The following is a 15,884-nucleotide window of genomic DNA, read 5'->3' as shown; positions in this document are numbered from 1 at the left end:
TAAATATATATTGCTTATATTATATGCTTGCTGGCAACGCTGGAGCGATTGGGTGCAGCCAGTGAGGTGCAAAAGGGGTGAGCTAGCAAGAATCTGCTCTACCGAAGAAATTATCCGTGCTAATACGGAGCCTCCTATCAGTGCTGCCGCGGACTTCGAGTCAGGGGTAATACGTATTTACATTTTTATAAGAAAAAATTTACCTTTATATCATACAAGCAAATGGTAATATCTTTACATTTGTTCAGATCGAATTAGTACTTAGTTAATGAAAATTTGACCTTTTCACTTTTAAGATCTTTTACCCGTTTCGCCCATCGTTCACACTCTAACTGAAAACAAGCATGGCTTCAAAAATCCTCTCCTTCATTGTGCACGTGCCCGGTATGGTTCCTGGCGCATATCCTGCAGTTCCAACTGCCGCTCCAGCCAAACCCGTGGAACGCAAAGCTGAATCTAAGTCGGGCAACACGTCCAGCACGGCTGGTGGCCACTTCGCGGCCATCTACGAAAATGATCGTTTTGTTCGCTTCAAGTATATCAGCAACAATGCATAAACTCTACTAAACCATTGAGTTAACCCTCATACGCAGACGCCGTACTCATCTGACGAGATGAAGTGCGGCGTCTGCTCTTTTGTAGGCCGGGGTAGCCCATCGGTTCAGATTTGGGCTAACTTGCCGCCGGTACCATCCGTTTTGCGTGCATGAATCATTCGCTTTTCCGGTCGCTGTTTCTTCTGTTCGTCCTTCTGACCACCGGGCCGCTACAGGCCCAGCAGGTCGATTTTACCATCGACGAATCTGCGTGGTACGGCATCATTGCCCGCAGCAGTGGCCTTTCGCTGGACGTTACAAACTCTTCGGCGGAAGCGGGCGCCGCCACGGTGCAGTGGGAGTTTACGCATTCGCCCAGCCAGCAGTGGCGCTTCGTACGGGTTACGCCGGGCAGCGTATTCTTCCGAATTGAGGCCAAAAACAGCGGCAAATGCCTTACTTCTGAAGGGCCGGCCGAAAATGCTGCGCTAGTGCAGCGTCCTTGGTCGGGTAGCTTGTACCAACAGTGGGCGCTGGTGCCCGCCGGCCCGATGGGAAGCTTGCAGCTGGTAAGCCGCGGCAATGATAAATGTGCCGCCATCGCTACGGCCGACAAGGCCAATGGGACCCCCGTGGTTTCGCAGAAGCCGGCAAACCGAGCGACGCAGCAATGGCGCTTGTTTAAGCTGCGCCTCACCGTCGATGGTAGTCAGTATGGCACGCCCGAAGCGCTCTCGGCGGTAAGTACGCCTGGCAACGAGCTGCAACCCGTCATTACGCCCGATAACCGCACGCTGTACCTGACGCGCACAAAGTACACCGGCAACACCGAAGGCAACACCGATTCCGGCGACATCTGGGTAAGCACCACCGCCGACAATGGCAAGACCTGGGGCCCTGCCACTCGCCTCGACGCGCTCAACACGCCCCAAAACAACGGCGTGATGGCTGTCGTGGGCAATGGCAACACGCTGGTGGTGCGCGGCACGTACGAACGCGACGGCTCTTTCCGAGACGAAGGCGTGTCACAAGTCGCCCGCAACGCCAAGGGGAAAGCCGCCGTGCCGCAACCTCTTGATATTGAGAACTATTACTCGGCGGGTACGGCCACCACATTCTTTCAGACCCCGGACGAGAAGGTACTGCTTCTTTCATTAGAACGTGCTGATTCACAAGGGCTTAACGATTTGTACGTTAGTTTGCCTGCCGGCGATGGCTCCTGGACTGAGCCGCGCAGCTTGGGAAGCATAGTCAATTCGCCGGGCTTTGAGTTTGCGCCGTGGCTTTCGCCCGATGGTAAAAGGCTGTATTTCTCGTCGTATGGGCACGCGGGCTACGGCAGCGCCGACATATTCGTGAGCAATCGTCTGGACGAATCTTGGACCAACTGGAGCGAGCCGCGCAACTTGGGCGCGCCCATCAACGGGGCCGGATTTGACGCATATTTTATTCTCGAACCCAACGGCAAACATGCTTTCTTTGCCTCCAGCCGCACGCCCAATGGCCCCACCGACCTGTACCGCGCCGAAGTAGGAGTGGCCCCGGTGGTGGCGCCCGCCGATACGGCCAAGCCTGCAGCGCCGCCCGTGGCGGTGCGCACGTTGCTGACGGGGCATGTGCTGGACGCCGGCACGCGCAAACCCATCGCGGCGGAAGTAAAAGTGGTTCGCCTCGGCGACAACATCGTTTTTAATGCTACGGCCCGCAGCGAGCCATCGGGCGGTAATTTCCAGTTCTCCTTGCCCGCCGGCCAATACCGAATTACGGCCATCAGCGGAGGTTTCCTGACGGCTACCGATACCGTTAGGATGGTGGGCTCGGTTAGCCGCGACTTGTTGCTGGTGCCGGCGGCCGTTGGGTCGCGGCTGGAACTGCCGACGCTGATTTTCGCCCAGGGCAAGTACGACTTGTTGCCGGCTTCTTACAGCGAGCTCAACCGCTTGGCGCGCACCCTGATCGACAACCCTGCGGTGAACATTCGGCTGGAAGGCCACACCGACAACGTAGGGCCCGCCGACAAAAATCTGAAGCTCTCGGAAGATCGCGTAGCCGAAGTAAAGCGCTACCTCGTGACCCGCGGCATCGGCGAAAACCGCATCACAACCGTCGGCTACGGCGGCTCGAAACCACGTGCCAGCAACGCCCGCGAGGAAACCCGCCGCCTCAACCGGCGCGTGGAGTTTACGATTACGAACAGATAAACCCCTTCTATTCTTCCGGAGTCGACGGCGAACTAACGATGCAAGCTCTTATCCTTCAACAGATTAACTTGCCCAATCTGCCGTCGGCTTCCGGGGTGGAGGTGGTCGGTGATACGGCTTATATCATCGGCGACGATGCCCCGTATCTGTACGCTTTCAAAGCCAATTCCCTGACCAAAGGCGAACAAATCACGCTGTTCGAAACCGCGCATTTCAGCACCGGTCGCATCCCCAAAGCCCTGAAGCCCGATCTGGAATGCCTTACGGCCTTCACCACGCCGGCAGGCGAGAAGGGCTTGCTCGTGTGCGGCTCCGGAGCAACGCCGGCCCGTGAGGTAGGCTTTTGGGTAACGCTGCCCGGCGGCTCCGACGCAGGCGCAACAGTTTACCCCTTGTCGTTGAGCAACTTATATGGTTTGCTGCGGCAGTATTTGCCGGCGGGCATTGCGCTTAACCTGGAGGCGGCGGCGGCCACGGATACCGAGCTGTTGTTGTTTCAGCGTACGGTGGGTTCGGCAGTTGGTAACTTGGTTTTCTTTTTGCCGTTGGGCGCTACCCTCGATTATATCCGGCAGCGAACCGAGCAGCCACCCGCAGTACAGCGGCAGTTTTACGAGTTGCCAGACCTCAACGGCAAGCCAGCCGGGTTTTCGGGTGCCTCGTATTCGCATGATCTGCTGTTGGTTACCGCTTCCGTGGAAGATACCAGCGACCCCGTGGCCGACGGCGAAGTGCTCGGCAGCTTCGTGGGCGTACTGGATCTGGCGCGGCGGGCTGCCACTCCTGTGCCCCTGCAACTGGCCCATCTGGTTTTGCCAACGGGCGCGGCCTATACCGGAAAAGTAGAAAGCGTAACCGTGCAGAAAGTGCTGGGGCCCAAGCACTACCAGTTGCTACTCGTTACGGACGACGATTTGGGCGGCTCCACGGCCGTGGTAGTGAAGTTAAGTTTGTAACAAGCACCCGGCCAGCCTCACCCGATGAAGCGCTAGGCGCTCATATTCAAACTATTCCGGAAGCTTTTGTGCAGCTCTCTGCCTTCCCGGACTATGATTTCGATAATCTCCTCGATATCCTTTTTTGATGTTCTAAAATTCACCACGCACCCCCGTAGGCAATACCTATCGTTTACCACCGCATTCGACAGAAATGCTTCGCCTCCGACTTGCAGGCGGTTTAATAGTTCTTTGTTTAAGTCATTGATATACAATTTGTTGTTTTCTGAGTCCCTTGTTATGCTTTTCGGAACGTATTGCAGCGTAACAATGCTCAGGTTGTGCGTAATGGCTTGTAGCTCGGGGTGCTTTTCCGCTAGGCTGAAAAGGTAGTTGGCGAGTTCTATGTCCTGCCTGATCATTTCTACATAGCCGCTTCGGCCTACGTGTTGCAGCGCTACCCAAACTTTCAAGGCCCGAAAGCCCCGCGAGTTTTGGAGACCGTATTCGTAGTAATTGTGCACGGCGTCTTCTTCCGTACTATCGAAGTTGTAGTAAACGGGATGCGAGCTGAACGTGTCGCGCAAGTAGTTCTCGTTTTTTACCAACGTGCAGCCGGCCTCCAGCGGACTATACAGCCATTTGTGAGGGTCAAGAGCAATGGAATCAGCCTCTTCCATGCCCGCAAACAGGGTTTTTAGCTCGGGAAGCACAGCGGCCGGCGCGCCGTAGGCCCCATCGATGTGAAACCAGAGGGTGTAGGTTTTGCAAATGGCCGCCAAGGCTTGCAGATCGTCTACCACGCCCGTGCTCACGTCGCCAGCGGTGCCGATGACCATGATGGGCGTATGGCCCTTTTGCAGATCATCTTGGATTGTTTGCTCCAGAATTTGGTGATCCATTTTATAGGCCGCGTCGGTTGGGATCCACCGAATGGCTTTGGAGCCCAACCCAAACAACACGGCCGCTTTTTCTACCCACGTATGGGTCATTTTGGAGCAGTACACGATCAACTGCGAAGACGCGTTGCCTAAGCCGTCTTCTTTGGTATTGCCGGGCGCTTTGGCTGTTCGGGCCGCTACGAAGGCCGTGAAATTGGCCATGTTGCCACCACTGACCAGTATGCCGCCGTACGTCGGCGAAACGCCTATGAATTCGGCCAGCCAACGAATAGTTTGTTTTTCGATTTCGGTAGCAATGGGGCTCAATATCTGTGCGCCTACATTGGCATTAACTGCCGCCGCCAACAGATCCGCCAGCGCTCCAAGAGGCGCAGCGGAAGACGTGATGTAGCCCAGAAATTTAGGGTGCCCGTTCAGCAGAGAATGGTTTAGGACCAGATTGGTCGCTTTCGCCAGGACTTCTGTGGCCGAAGCGCCATTTTCGGGCAGCAAGGCCGGCGGCAGCAACGCCTGAAGCTGCTTGGGTGCCTCACCGGTTGTTACGGGCTGCTCCTCAATGGCATCGAGAAAATTGGCGATGGCATCAACTAGCTGATGGCCAATTGCTTGGAACTCGGCTTTGCCAAGCTCAATGGGCGCTTTTCGGGTGTTGGTCATGGTGGTGCGGCCGGGGCTATAGTCCGTTACAACGGCGCGCCTTGAATATAAATGATTGATAGTCAAGTAGAAAGCGGCATATGTGATTATTGCCGACAACGGGGCCATCGGCAGCAGGAGCGAAACCGTTGGCCCCGCTGTCGGCGGCCTGAGTTAAGAATTATTGTTACTCGGCAGTCTGCGTGCGTACAAAGCGGTTCCGGGCGTATGTTTGCGGCTCTTTTTTTCCACCCTGATTCTCGTCCTATGTCTATTCTGACCATCCGCAGCCTCCCCGAACTCGAAAGCCACGTGGGCCACGAAATGGGCGTTTCGGCCTACCATACCATCACCCAAGAGCAGATCAATCAGTTTGCGGATGCCACCCTCGATCACCAGTGGATTCATGTGGATGCCGAACGCGCCAAGGCCGAGTCGCCGTTTCAGGCTACCATTGCCCACGGCTACCTCACCGTGGCCCTGCTGCCTTTTCTGTGGCAGCAAATCGTGGCCATTGAGAACCTGAAAATGCAGGTCAACTACGAGATCGAGCAGTTGCGCTTCAACCAGGCCGTGACCGTAAACAGCCAGGTGCGCCTGCGGGCCACGTTGCTCTCGGTGGCCAACCTGCGCGGCATTGCCAAGGCTCGCCTGAGCGTAACGCTGGAAATTCTGGATTCTAAAAAGCCCGCTTACACCGGGGTAATCACTTTCCTGTATCACTTTCAGGATCAGGCGTAGCGCTGGCGGCGATGCCAGGCTGGTGCGTCCGTTGCTATTCCCGAGCGACCGCGTGCAGCACGAAAGGCTGTAACAAGTCGCGCAGGGAAAGCGCGGTGCGGGTGCTGTCGACTGCGGCTTGGGAATGCCGCACCAGTTGGCGTAGCCGGGCTAATATGGGATAGCTCAACTGGCTGAAACCCATGCCCCAGTGCGGGAACTCGCGCCTACGCACCGGACCGCGCACCACTACTCGGATGCCTTCGTGGCGCGGGTCTTGTTGGATGCGGTCAAATAGTGCCTCAACTTCTTCCTGCGCCCCTTCTAGTATTTGCAAAAAATGGCCGTCGGCATGAAGGAGGACGCCCGTCAGATGCCGCGCGGTATTAAAGGAGCGAGCCTGTGCCAAAAGCAAACGCCGAGACTCTTCATCCAGGGGTACAGTGGCTTGGCTGGTATAAATCAACGAATACAGCATAACAAGAAAAATAAAGGGAAAGCGCTGCACCCCCAGTGCAGCTATAGACTATCCGAGCAAATAGAACGGCCAGGCTTGCCGCTGTAAAACTCCTCCGTGAAGCCGGGTGCGCCGCTGACACAGTGTGACAAACATCTTGGTATGCCTCAACCTCGCACTGAGGTAAGCGGTGAGTTCGGTACAAGAATACTCCCACACCAGTTAAGTGGGCATTAGGGGCCAGCACGCATCTGCTACTGCCGGCCCGGGCTGTAACTACAGCATAAAGGCGGGAGCATGCTGGTCGGGTGGCCAGACCAGCATAAAGCAAAAGGAGGGCCCGGTGACTACAGCACCCATCGTTGCCAAAAGCAACTTCGGAACCCCTGCTTTGTAGGCTGTACGTATAACTTAAGAATAAGTGTCTAGTGTTCAGCTATATACGCAAAAAGGTGGTAGCTGCTGCGTGGACTCTCGCTGCCGCTTATTTGGGTGGTTTAGCTCATTCTGAAACGAGAACATGCAGCTTGCTGCAACACCAAAGCGCCGTTCTGTAGTACTACAGAACGGCGCTTTGGTATTTAGGAGCCTCAAAAACGATAGCGGCTTAGTTGGCCGGTGCGGGCTCGCCTTTTACATATTTGTTCAGCCACGTATCCATTTCCCAGAGCATGTGCATGATGGATTCTTTGGCGGCGTAGCTGTGCGCCTCGAAGGGCAGCGTGACGTAGCGCACCGTGGCACCGTGGCCTTTCAGGGCATTGTAGAACCGCTCGCTTTGCAGCGGGAACGTGCCGGAGTTGTTGTCGGCTTCGCCGTGAATGAGCAGGATCGGCGTCTTGATTTTGTCGGCGTAATTGAAAGGTGACATCTGGTTGTACACCTCGGGCGCTTCCCAATACGTGCGCTCTTCGGCTTGGAAACCAAATGGCGTAAGCGTACGGTTGTAGGCACCGCTACGGGCAATACCTGCTTTAAACAAATCGCTGTGCGCCAATAGGTTAGCAGTCATGAATGCGCCGTACGAATGGCCCATCACGCCCACGCGCTTCGGATCGACTACGCCCAGGCGCTGGCCTTCTGCAATGGCGGCCTTGGCACTAGCAACGAGCTGCTCGGTGTAAGTGTCGTTGGGCTCCTTGGTGCCTTCGCCCACAATCGGGATGGAAGTGCCTTGCAACACAGCGTACCCTTGCGTAACCCAGAACACGGGCGAGCCCCAACTCAGGCGCGTAAAGGCGTAAGGTGAGCCTTTTACCTGCCCGGCATCCTGCTTATCCTTAAACTCCACGGGGTATGCCTCCATGAGCGTGGGCAGCGGACCGTCTTCTTTTTTGTAATTGGGTGGCAGATACAGATTTGCAGTCAGGTCGACGCCGTCGGCGCGCTTGTATTTGAGCACCTGCTTCCTGAGGTTGCCGATCGACGCGTACGGGTTCGGGAAACTGGTAATCGGCGTCAGCTTGGCGTGCCGCACGTCGCGCAGAAAGTAGTTGGGGCTTTCCTGCTGCGACTCGCGCCGCGTCACCAGCACCTGCTTGTTGAGGTCGAGAATGGTAAAGGGTACCTCGTAGTAAGGTGCCTCCGAACGCCACCAGCGCGTGCTTTGCTTGGTCTTCAGGTTCAACTCATCCACGAAAGGGCGATCGCCTTCGGGTGAGGCGCCGTTGCCGATCAGGAAGATATTTTCGCTCTTTGCGTCAGTGGCCAGCACGTAGCGGCCCGCGGCATTGCGCTGCACAAACGGCGTACCCGGATCGTGGTACGTGTCCTGCGACGACCGATCGAACAACACCGTTAGTGGCGCTTTCGACAGCGTAGGATTCAGCGTCCAGGTCATTTCCTTGCGGTCGGCCCAGCGGTAGCCTTCCACCAACGCTAGGTTGGCGTTGCTCCAGAGTACATCGCGGTAGCGCATAGGCAGCGCGGCTAACTCTGTGGCTGGCGCGTCGAATGGCGCTATCTGCGTAAAGATCTTGTCGCGGACCGAAGCCTGCGTTTTGGGATCGCCGCCGTCTTGGGCTTCCACCCAATAGAGGGTAGCCGGCACGTCGTCGCGCCACGCATGCTCACGCGGGCCGTTGGGCACGGCATCGAAGCTCGTGGGTACGTTATCGGCCAACGGCAGATCGGCTACGGCTTTCACGATCAGTCCTTCCATGCTCAGTACATCCACTTTCACGGGGAAACTGCTGGCTGGCAGGGTATAAGAATACGGGCGGTGCATGGTTTTGAGCAGCACATACCGGCCGTTGGGCGAGGGCGAAGCCTGCTGGATAAGGCCGGGTTCGCCCAGCGGCTGCATCCGACCGCCAACGTCCACTTTCACTGTCTGGGCCGAAGCGTAATATTCAAACAGCTTCTCGTCGAGGGGGCTTTTCAGCAAATCCTGGTAGGTGCGCGCCGCCGCTTTCTTGCCGCCGTTTTCCTGCACTACAGGGCCGGTTGGAGCCGCCGTAGTTACGGGCGCTTCGCCACGACCGCCCACAATGGCGCGGGCAATGATGGTGCGGCTGTCGGACACCCACTGGTAGGAGTTGCCGAATACCGCATTCAAAAACAGATTGGGCAGCAGGCGGGCCGACGCCGAGGCCACATCCACCGTCCACAGCTCAATGTGGTTGTCGGTGGTGTGCGTAAAGGCAATTTTGGTGTTGTCCGGCGACCACGTCACTTCGCTGATGCGCGCTTTGGCGGGCAAGCCTTGTACCACCAGCTCTTTGCCGTCGGGCAGACGCCGCAGGCGCAGGCTCGTGGCATAGCTGATGCGGCTGGGCCCGTTGGTGCGGGGGTTGAGGCGCAACCCCGCAACGCGCAGCTCAGGCTGCGAGAGCTCCGCGATGCTGGGCATGCCTTGCACATCCATGAGCAGCATCCATTGGCCGTTGGAGGCAATGCTGATGCGGGGCGTAGGCGCCGCGCTGGCTAGGGCCGCAATGGCTTTGGGGGGTGTTTGATACGTAAGGTCTTGCGCGTGAGCCGCTAGGCTGGCCAGCCACAAGGCCCCGGAAAGAAGGTAGGCTTTTCTCATATAAGCAAAAGAGCGAAGAAAGGTCAAGAATTAATGCGCGTATATCGGGCCGGTAAAGCTAGGATAAGATAGCACGCCCGACCGTGCAACTACTGTGCGAGAAACGAAAAAGTACAAGCGTAAAAAGAAGCGAAGCATCAACCGAGAGCGCAAGCAGGCCGCTGCTAAGCAACCCTTTAGCAGGGAGGTACATCTATCCTGTTTGGGAGGGCAGAGCTGCCTCGCCCTCCCGGAATACAAAATTATGCTTTTTAAGTATGTCTTTTTCAATGCACTTTTCTAAGTAGTTGTAAATGAGGTATAAACATATAAACAACCTGTTGGGTTGGTTGGTATTCCTGCTGGCCTTGGGTACCTACTTGCTCACCCTCGAGCCCACGGCCAGCTTCTGGGATTGTGGCGAGTTCACGGCCAGCGCCCACCATTTGTTAGTGCCGCATCCACCGGGGGCGCCTACTTTTTTGCTGCTGGGGCGTTTGGCTTCGCTGCTGTCCTTTGGCCATGTCACCTACATCCCGATTCTGATCAACGGCGTGTCGGCCTTGGCGAGCGCGTTCACGGTGCTGTTTCTGTTCTGGATCATCACGATGCTGGGGCGAAAGCTTTTGCAATTACAAGTGATTGATAATCAAGGATTTGTAAAAGATCCTGATTTCGGCCAAACCGCTCTGATTCAGGCAGCCGGTGCGGTGGGCGCTTTGGCGTTCACGTTTTCCGATTCGTTCTGGTTCAATGCTGTCGAGGCCGAGGTATATGCCATGTCCACGCTGTTCACGGCCTTTGTGGTGTGGGCCATGCTGAAATGGGACCGCCGCGCCGACGAAGCCGATTCGGATAAGTGGCTCATTCTCATTGCCTACGCGGTGGGCCTTTCCATTGGGGTGCACCTGCTGAACCTGCTGGCAATTCCGGCGTTGGGCTTTGTGTATTACTTCCGGCGCGCCAAAAAGCCCAGCACCCGAGGCGGCTTACTGACGCTTGGGCTGAGCTGCGCCGTGGTGTTGGCTATTCTGGTGGGCGTTATTCCGGGGCTGCCCACGCTGGCCGGCGCCTTTGAAGTGTATGTTGTCAACAACTTCGGGCTGCCCTTCAACTCCGGCCTGCTCTGCTTTTTGGTGCTGTTCGTCGGGCTGATTGGCTGGGGCTTTCGCTATTCTTTCCGCCGCGGCAGCCATGTGCTCAACACGGCTATGCTCTGTTTCGTGTTTGTGCTGATTGGGTATTCATCGTATTTAATAGTGCCCATTCGCAGCAGCTACAACCCAACCATCGACGAGAACAAGCCCGGCGACGTGCTCTCGTTCGTGAGTTATCTGAAGCGCGAGCAGTACGGCAACCGGCCCTTGCTATACGGCCCGCACTTATTTGCCCAACCCATTGATCAACAAGAAGGTGCGCCGCACTATATCCGGCAGGGCAACCGCTACGTGGTCAGCGATCATCGGCAGGAACTGGTCTATCCGGAGCAGGACAACATGCTCCTGCCACGAATTTACGGCGGCCCCGCCGGCGCCACGCCCGACTTGGTACGCGAATACCAAAAGTGGGTCGGCATTCAGGAAGGGGGGAAGCCAACGATGGCGCAAAACCTGGGATTTCTGCTTAACTACCAAATACTTCACATGTACGGCCGCTATTTCTTGTGGAATTTTGTGGGCCGAGAAAGCGACGTGCAACAGGCCAGTGCGTTGTGGCCAACCGCTACCCAGCACGGTTTGCCCCAGTCATTAGCCGATAACAAAGCCCGCAACAACTTCTTTGCCCTGCCGCTGCTGCTAGGCTTGGCCGGCTTGTTTTTTCAGATCCGATACGATAAACGCAACGCCTTGGTGGTGAGCATGTTATTTGTGCTCACGGGGTTGGCCATTGTGTTCTACCTCAACCAGCCACCCGTTGAGCCGCGCGAGCGCGACTATACTTTTGCGGGCTCCACCTTTGCCTTCGCCATCTGGATTGGCCTGGGCGTCATAGGGTTAGCTGAAATGCTGCGCGCGGTGGTCAAAGCGGAGCGGGTGCGGGTAGCCTTGGTGACGATGCTCGGGCTGGTGGTACCCACGGTGATGGCTACGCAAGGCTGGGACGACCACGACCGCTCGGGCCGCTATGCCTCCGTCGATTGGGCCAAGAACATGCTCAATAGTGTGGCCCCCAACGCCATCCTGATCACGGAAGCCGACAACGACACATTTCCGCTGTGGTATGCGCAGGAAGTGGAAGGCGTGCGCCGCGACGTGCGCGTGGCCGTGGTCAGCTACCTCAACACCGATTGGTACCTCAACCAGATGAAGCGCCGCAGCTACGCCTCGCAGCCGCTGCCGCTCTCAATAAAGTCGGCGCAGTATCAGCAAGGCACCAACGACTACTTGCCCTACGTGCCCAACGCCGAGGTAAAAGAGGTGAATCTCAAGGAGTTCATTCAGCTAGTTGACCAGAACAGCCCGTTGTTGCAAGTGAGCTACGGAGATGGTGGCCCTGCCATGCTCTCGTTCCCGACCACCAAATTCTATCTGCCCGTTGATACGGCGGCCGTGCAGCGCCTAGGCATTGTGCCCGCTGAGCGCCGTGCGCACTTGGCGTCGCGGATGCAGTGGGATGTGGGCAAAGGTGCGCTGGAAAAGAAAAGCCTCGCCATTCTGGATCTGCTCGCGACCAACAACTGGCAGCGGCCCGTGTATTTTTCCTCGTCTTTGCACCAAGAAGAGTACCGCGGTCTGGAGCCGTATCTGCAAATGGAAGGGCTGGCGTACCGGGTGCTGCCGTGTCGCACGCCCGAGCCCAAATCGCAGGCGGCCATTGAGGTCGGCTACGTGGCCAAGGACATCACCTACGACTCGTTGATGCGCAAATTCACATACCGCAACCTCAACAACCCGCACGTGTATTACGACGAAACGCAGCGCCGCACGTTGGCCGAATACCGCGACAAATTTGCCCGGCTGGCCACGGCTTATTTGGCTTCCGGCGAAAAAGCCAAGGCAAAAGAAGTGCTAGATAAGTGCCTGACGGTTATGCCCGACGCGGCCTTGCCGTATGATTATTACTCAGCCAACTTGGTGGCGCCGCTGGTGCAGGTGGGCGAGCAAGCCCGCGCAGCCGAAATAATGGACACTCTGACCAGCCGTACGGAGCAAAACCTAGCTTACTACCGCACCCACGATGCAGCCATTTTTGAGCGGGAAGTGACGGCCAACCTCATTACGCTTCGCAATTTGTATCAGGCGGCTGCCGACACCGGCAATCAAGCGCAGGTCGCGCGACTTGGGCAACTCGCGGAACAATATTTTCCGAGGCAATAACTGGTTCTAACCGAAAAACAAAGCGCCTGGCTGCAAGCCAGGCGCTTTGTTTTTTGGTCTCTATTAAAAGCTGCGCAGTTTGCGCAAAAAGTTTTCCTGGTAGGACTTGCCAATCGGCACTTCGTGCGCGCCCAGTTGCAGGGTATTATCCTGAATAGAGTCAATGCGCTGGGTATTAACCATATACGAGCGGTGAACCCGGGTGAAGTGCGCGAAAGGAATTTTGTCTTCGATGGCCTTCAACGTCGAATACACGATGTGCTTCTGCGTGGGCGTAACCAAGATGGAGTAAGTTGACAGGGCCTCGATGTAGAGCACCTCGTCGAAGTCGATGCGCACCAGCTTGTTGTTTACCTTCACAAACAAGCGGTTGTCGCCGGCAGAAGCCCAGCCATTCGTGGCGTTTTCGGCTTGCAACGCCGCCCGGCGAGTGCTCACCCGGCTTATAGCCTGGTTGAAACGCGCATAATCGACGGGCTTTACTAGATAATCCGTCACGTTGAGCTCGTAAGCCGTGACGGCAAAATCGCTGTGCGAAGTCACCAATACAATATCGGGTAGCGGCTCGGGCAGAATCCGGACCAGCTCCAGACCGTTGAGGTGCGGCATCTCGATGTCCAATAGCAGCAAATCGACCGGCGGATTTTGGCGCAAATAATTAATGCCTTGTACCCCATCAGCCAGCGACGCCACCAATTCCAACGTCTCGGTCATCTCGACAAAGTGCTCGAGCGTGAGGCGGTTGATTTCGTTATCATCGATGATAACGCACGAAAGTTTGGTGGGCATAAGGGGTTAATGAAAGAAGCTACATCTAGAGTTCGCAGAGGAAAACCAGACGTTCGGCAAGTGAAATCGTCTGTTCAACGTTTCTTGATAGAAAGCTGCAAGGTTAAAATAACCATATCGACTTCAGATTACCTGCTGCTTTTCGTCAAGCCGGGCTATTCGGCCGACGAAAGGCCCGCCAAGTCGGTTCGGTTTTATGCCTCCACAAGCTGCGCCTGGGCAGAAACTGTATTTAAGGTCTGTTTCAGTAAGCTAAAACCCTCGGAATAGACAGCTTTGGTTGCAGCGGCAGCGTGAGCATAAATTCGGTGTATTCGCCTTCTTGGCTCTCAACGGTGATGGTGCCGCCATGCCCTTTGGTGACAATGTCATGGCTTAAAGACAGACTCAGCCCCGTGCCTTCGCCGGTGGGCTTGGTGGTAAAAAACCGCTGGAAAATGCTGTCTCGGGCGGATTCGGGAATGCCCATGCCGTTGTCGCGCACCCGGATTTCGACGTGGTCGTTTACCCGTCGGGTGCTAACCGAAACCTGCGGCACATAGTCTTCCTCAGCCAGCCGCTGCCGTTGCTGCACCGCATATAAAGCGTTGGTAAATAGGCTGACCAACACGCGGCCGATGTCGTGACGGGCTAGGCTTACCAAGCCCACTGCGGGGTCGAGTTGGGGAAGGAGGGCCACGTTGAAATTGCGGTTTTTGGCGCGCAAGTCGTGATACGTCAAGCGCAGATAGTCGTCGGCCAGCGCGTTTAGGTCGGTGGGTTGCCGGGGGCTGGGGCCGGCGCTGGAGTATTCCAGCATATCGCGCACAATGGAATCGGCCCGCTGCCCGTTCTGCACAATTTTGGCCTGATACTGACTCAGGTTCTGCAACAGGTCATCAATAAGATCCTGATCTTCAATCGAAAAGGGCAGGCGCGCCATTTCTTCCCGCAGCTCCTGGCACAGCCCCGCGCTGATGCCCGCAAAGTTCTTCACGCAGGTCACCGGATTCTGGATTTCGTGCGCCACTCCGGCCATGAGTTCGCCCAACGAAGCCATTTTCTCGCGCAGTACCAATTGGCTCTGGGTGGCTTTGAGTTCCTGTAGCGTGCGGGCTAGGTTGTCGCGCTGATCGCGAAGCTCTTCTTTCTGCTGCGTAACCTGCTCGTTCAGCGCTTGCAGCTTGATGTTAGCCCGTTGTTGTTGCTGGTTGTTGTACCACAGCAGCAGTGCAATGAGCAGCAACCCGCCCACACCGGCTAGCAACGCGTACGTGCGCACCTGCGAGATAAATTGCTCCCGTTCTTGTTCGAGCTGCCGCAGTCGCTGTTGCTCTGCAAAACCGATTGCGTCTAACTGTTTGATTCTCTGGGGATTATATAAACTGTCCTGCGCCACCAGCATGATGTTCATATACTTTAAGGTGCTATCGTGCTGGCCACGGGCCTGAAAAGCGTTCGCCAGCAGCGAACTGGTCCGGACGATGCCCACGACAAACGGCAGGGCCTGCCCCACAGCCAGTGCCTTGCGGGCGTAGTACACGCTGGAGTCGGTTTGGTGCCGCTCGCGGTACAGCTCCGCCATGTATTGGTAGGAGCGGCAGCGGCTGCGCAAGTCATTTTCGGGTACCGCAGCCTTGGCGCCGAGCCGGTAGTACCGCAGCGCCTGCTGGTCACGCCCAAGCGAAGCCTGCAACAACCCTAATTCACGCAGCACATACGGCAAGGGGTTGCCCCAGGGGCTTTGGTTGGTGGTGTGCGAGCGAATCGCCAAACCATATGCCCGGTTCAGGAAATACTGGGCCGAATCCAGCTGCTTGCGCCCTTCGTAGCTGGCGCCGATGTTGGTTAATACGCTGATGAGCTGCGAGTCGTCGCCGATGCGCTCGTCCATCTCATAGATCTTCTTCGACCGGAAAAAATAGTTGAGCGCAGGCCGAAAATCATCGAGTGCGTAGTACAGGAGTCCGGTTTGGTTGAGCGTGCGCGCCGTGCCTTCCAAGTCTTGGCTTTTTTCATTTAGCTGCAAAGCTTTCAGGTCGATGCGCAGCGCTTGAGGCAGGTTGCCGCGCTCGCCCATCAAAATGCCAATGCGCGACAGGCAGCGCCCTTCGCCCTTCGGGTAGTCGATGCGCTGGGCCAGTTGCACCCCCTGCCGGGCGTACCACAGCACCGAATCGAAGCGGGAGTACCGATAAGAGGCACTCAGATCGGCCAACAGCAGCGCCCGACTGGTGTCGGAAGTAGCACGGGCAAGGGCTTGTTTGAGCCTTGGGGTTTGCGGACTCTGGGAGTAACCAGGAAGTGAAACTAGAGCCAATAACAACAGCAGCAGCGCAGGCAGACGTCGGTTCATACGTGAAAGTAAACAACCTTAGCGAGCCTGAAAGCTAGAAACTTAA

The 15,884-nt window shown here is 56.6% G+C and carries 10 protein-coding genes; 5 read left to right on the top strand and 5 right to left on the bottom strand.

Annotated features, from left to right (window positions below):
* The first annotated feature begins 344 nt into the window (after nucleotides 1–344).
* From FHG12_RS02945 to FHG12_RS02935, 3 genes are all read left to right on the top strand, one after another.
* Entirely contained in the window at nucleotides 345–557 is a 213-nt protein-coding gene (locus tag FHG12_RS02945; RefSeq protein ID WP_139514198.1) for a hypothetical protein, read from the top strand.
* A gap of 149 nt (nucleotides 558–706) precedes the next feature.
* Nucleotides 707–2,737: an RICIN domain-containing protein gene (locus FHG12_RS02940; protein WP_139514197.1), complete on the top strand. Its 2,031-nt coding sequence runs from the start codon at nucleotides 707–709 to the stop codon at nucleotides 2,735–2,737.
* A gap of 38 nt (nucleotides 2,738–2,775) precedes the next feature.
* Entirely contained in the window at nucleotides 2,776–3,693 is a 918-nt protein-coding gene (locus FHG12_RS02935; RefSeq protein ID WP_139514196.1) for a DUF6929 family protein, read from the top strand.
* Between the two features lie 32 nt (nucleotides 3,694–3,725).
* On the opposite strand, the gene FHG12_RS02930 is transcribed toward FHG12_RS02935, so the two are convergent.
* Complete coding sequence (locus FHG12_RS02930; RefSeq protein ID WP_139514195.1) at nucleotides 3,726–5,231, bottom strand: pyridoxal phosphate-dependent decarboxylase family protein; 1,506 nt, start codon at nucleotides 5,229–5,231, stop codon at nucleotides 3,726–3,728.
* 246 nt (nucleotides 5,232–5,477) lie between these two features.
* On the opposite strand from FHG12_RS02930, the gene FHG12_RS02925 reads away from it, so the two are divergent.
* Nucleotides 5,478–5,951: a MaoC family dehydratase gene (locus FHG12_RS02925; protein ID WP_139514194.1), complete on the top strand. Its 474-nt coding sequence runs from the start codon at nucleotides 5,478–5,480 to the stop codon at nucleotides 5,949–5,951.
* A 34-nt stretch (nucleotides 5,952–5,985) separates the two neighbouring features.
* Here FHG12_RS02925 and FHG12_RS02920 read toward each other — a convergent pair whose 3' ends face one another.
* Together FHG12_RS02920 and FHG12_RS02915 are read right to left on the bottom strand one after the other, a co-directional pair.
* Entirely contained in the window at nucleotides 5,986–6,408 is a 423-nt protein-coding gene (locus FHG12_RS02920) for a BLUF domain-containing protein (protein WP_139514193.1), read from the bottom strand.
* A gap of 586 nt (nucleotides 6,409–6,994) precedes the next feature.
* Nucleotides 6,995–9,418, bottom strand: a complete 2,424-nt coding sequence (locus FHG12_RS02915) for a prolyl oligopeptidase family serine peptidase (RefSeq protein ID WP_139514192.1) — start codon at nucleotides 9,416–9,418, stop codon at nucleotides 6,995–6,997.
* A 293-nt stretch (nucleotides 9,419–9,711) separates the two neighbouring features.
* Between FHG12_RS02915 and FHG12_RS02910 the strand changes: the two genes are divergently transcribed.
* Nucleotides 9,712–12,714: a glycosyltransferase family 117 protein gene (locus tag FHG12_RS02910; RefSeq protein ID WP_139514191.1), complete on the top strand. Its 3,003-nt coding sequence runs from the start codon at nucleotides 9,712–9,714 to the stop codon at nucleotides 12,712–12,714.
* Nucleotides 12,715–12,777: 63 nt separating this feature from the next.
* Here the strand turns inward: FHG12_RS02910 and FHG12_RS02905 are convergent, their stop codons facing one another.
* On the bottom strand, nucleotides 12,778–13,503 hold the full coding sequence (locus tag FHG12_RS02905) for a LytR/AlgR family response regulator transcription factor (RefSeq protein WP_139514190.1): 726 nt from the start codon (nucleotides 13,501–13,503) through the stop codon (nucleotides 12,778–12,780).
* A gap of 244 nt (nucleotides 13,504–13,747) precedes the next feature.
* Entirely contained in the window at nucleotides 13,748–15,838 is a 2,091-nt protein-coding gene (locus FHG12_RS02900; protein WP_139514189.1) for a tetratricopeptide repeat-containing sensor histidine kinase, read from the bottom strand.
* Between the last annotated feature and the right edge of the window lie 46 nt (nucleotides 15,839–15,884).

Source organism: Hymenobacter jejuensis (assembly GCF_006337165.1).
GTDB lineage: Bacteria > Bacteroidota > Bacteroidia > Cytophagales > Hymenobacteraceae > Hymenobacter > Hymenobacter jejuensis.
Note: the sequence above shows the minus strand (reverse complement) of the source record. Positions and strands in the feature narration are given on the sequence as shown.

What these genes read in the sequence shown, in the direction of transcription:
- FHG12_RS02925 (WP_139514194.1), top strand. Translation starts at nt 5,478, where the DNA reads ATGTCTATTCTGACCATCCGCAGCCTCCCCGAACTCGAAAGCCACGTG.
- FHG12_RS02935 (WP_139514196.1), top strand. Translation starts at nt 2,776, where the DNA reads ATGCAAGCTCTTATCCTTCAACAGATTAACTTGCCCAATCTGCCGTCG.
- FHG12_RS02930 (WP_139514195.1), bottom strand. Translation starts at nt 5,231, where the DNA reads ATGACCAACACCCGAAAAGCGCCCATTGAGCTTGGCAAAGCCGAGTTC.
- FHG12_RS02940 (WP_139514197.1), top strand. Translation starts at nt 707, where the DNA reads ATGAATCATTCGCTTTTCCGGTCGCTGTTTCTTCTGTTCGTCCTTCTG.
- FHG12_RS02920 (WP_139514193.1), bottom strand. Translation starts at nt 6,408, where the DNA reads ATGCTGTATTCGTTGATTTATACCAGCCAAGCCACTGTACCCCTGGAT.
- FHG12_RS02910 (WP_139514191.1), top strand. Translation starts at nt 9,712, where the DNA reads ATGAGGTATAAACATATAAACAACCTGTTGGGTTGGTTGGTATTCCTG.
- FHG12_RS02915 (WP_139514192.1), bottom strand. Translation starts at nt 9,418, where the DNA reads ATGAGAAAAGCCTACCTTCTTTCCGGGGCCTTGTGGCTGGCCAGCCTA.
- FHG12_RS02905 (WP_139514190.1), bottom strand. Translation starts at nt 13,503, where the DNA reads ATGCCCACCAAACTTTCGTGCGTTATCATCGATGATAACGAAATCAAC.
- FHG12_RS02945 (WP_139514198.1), top strand. Translation starts at nt 345, where the DNA reads ATGGCTTCAAAAATCCTCTCCTTCATTGTGCACGTGCCCGGTATGGTT.
- FHG12_RS02900 (WP_139514189.1), bottom strand. Translation starts at nt 15,838, where the DNA reads ATGAACCGACGTCTGCCTGCGCTGCTGCTGTTGTTATTGGCTCTAGTT.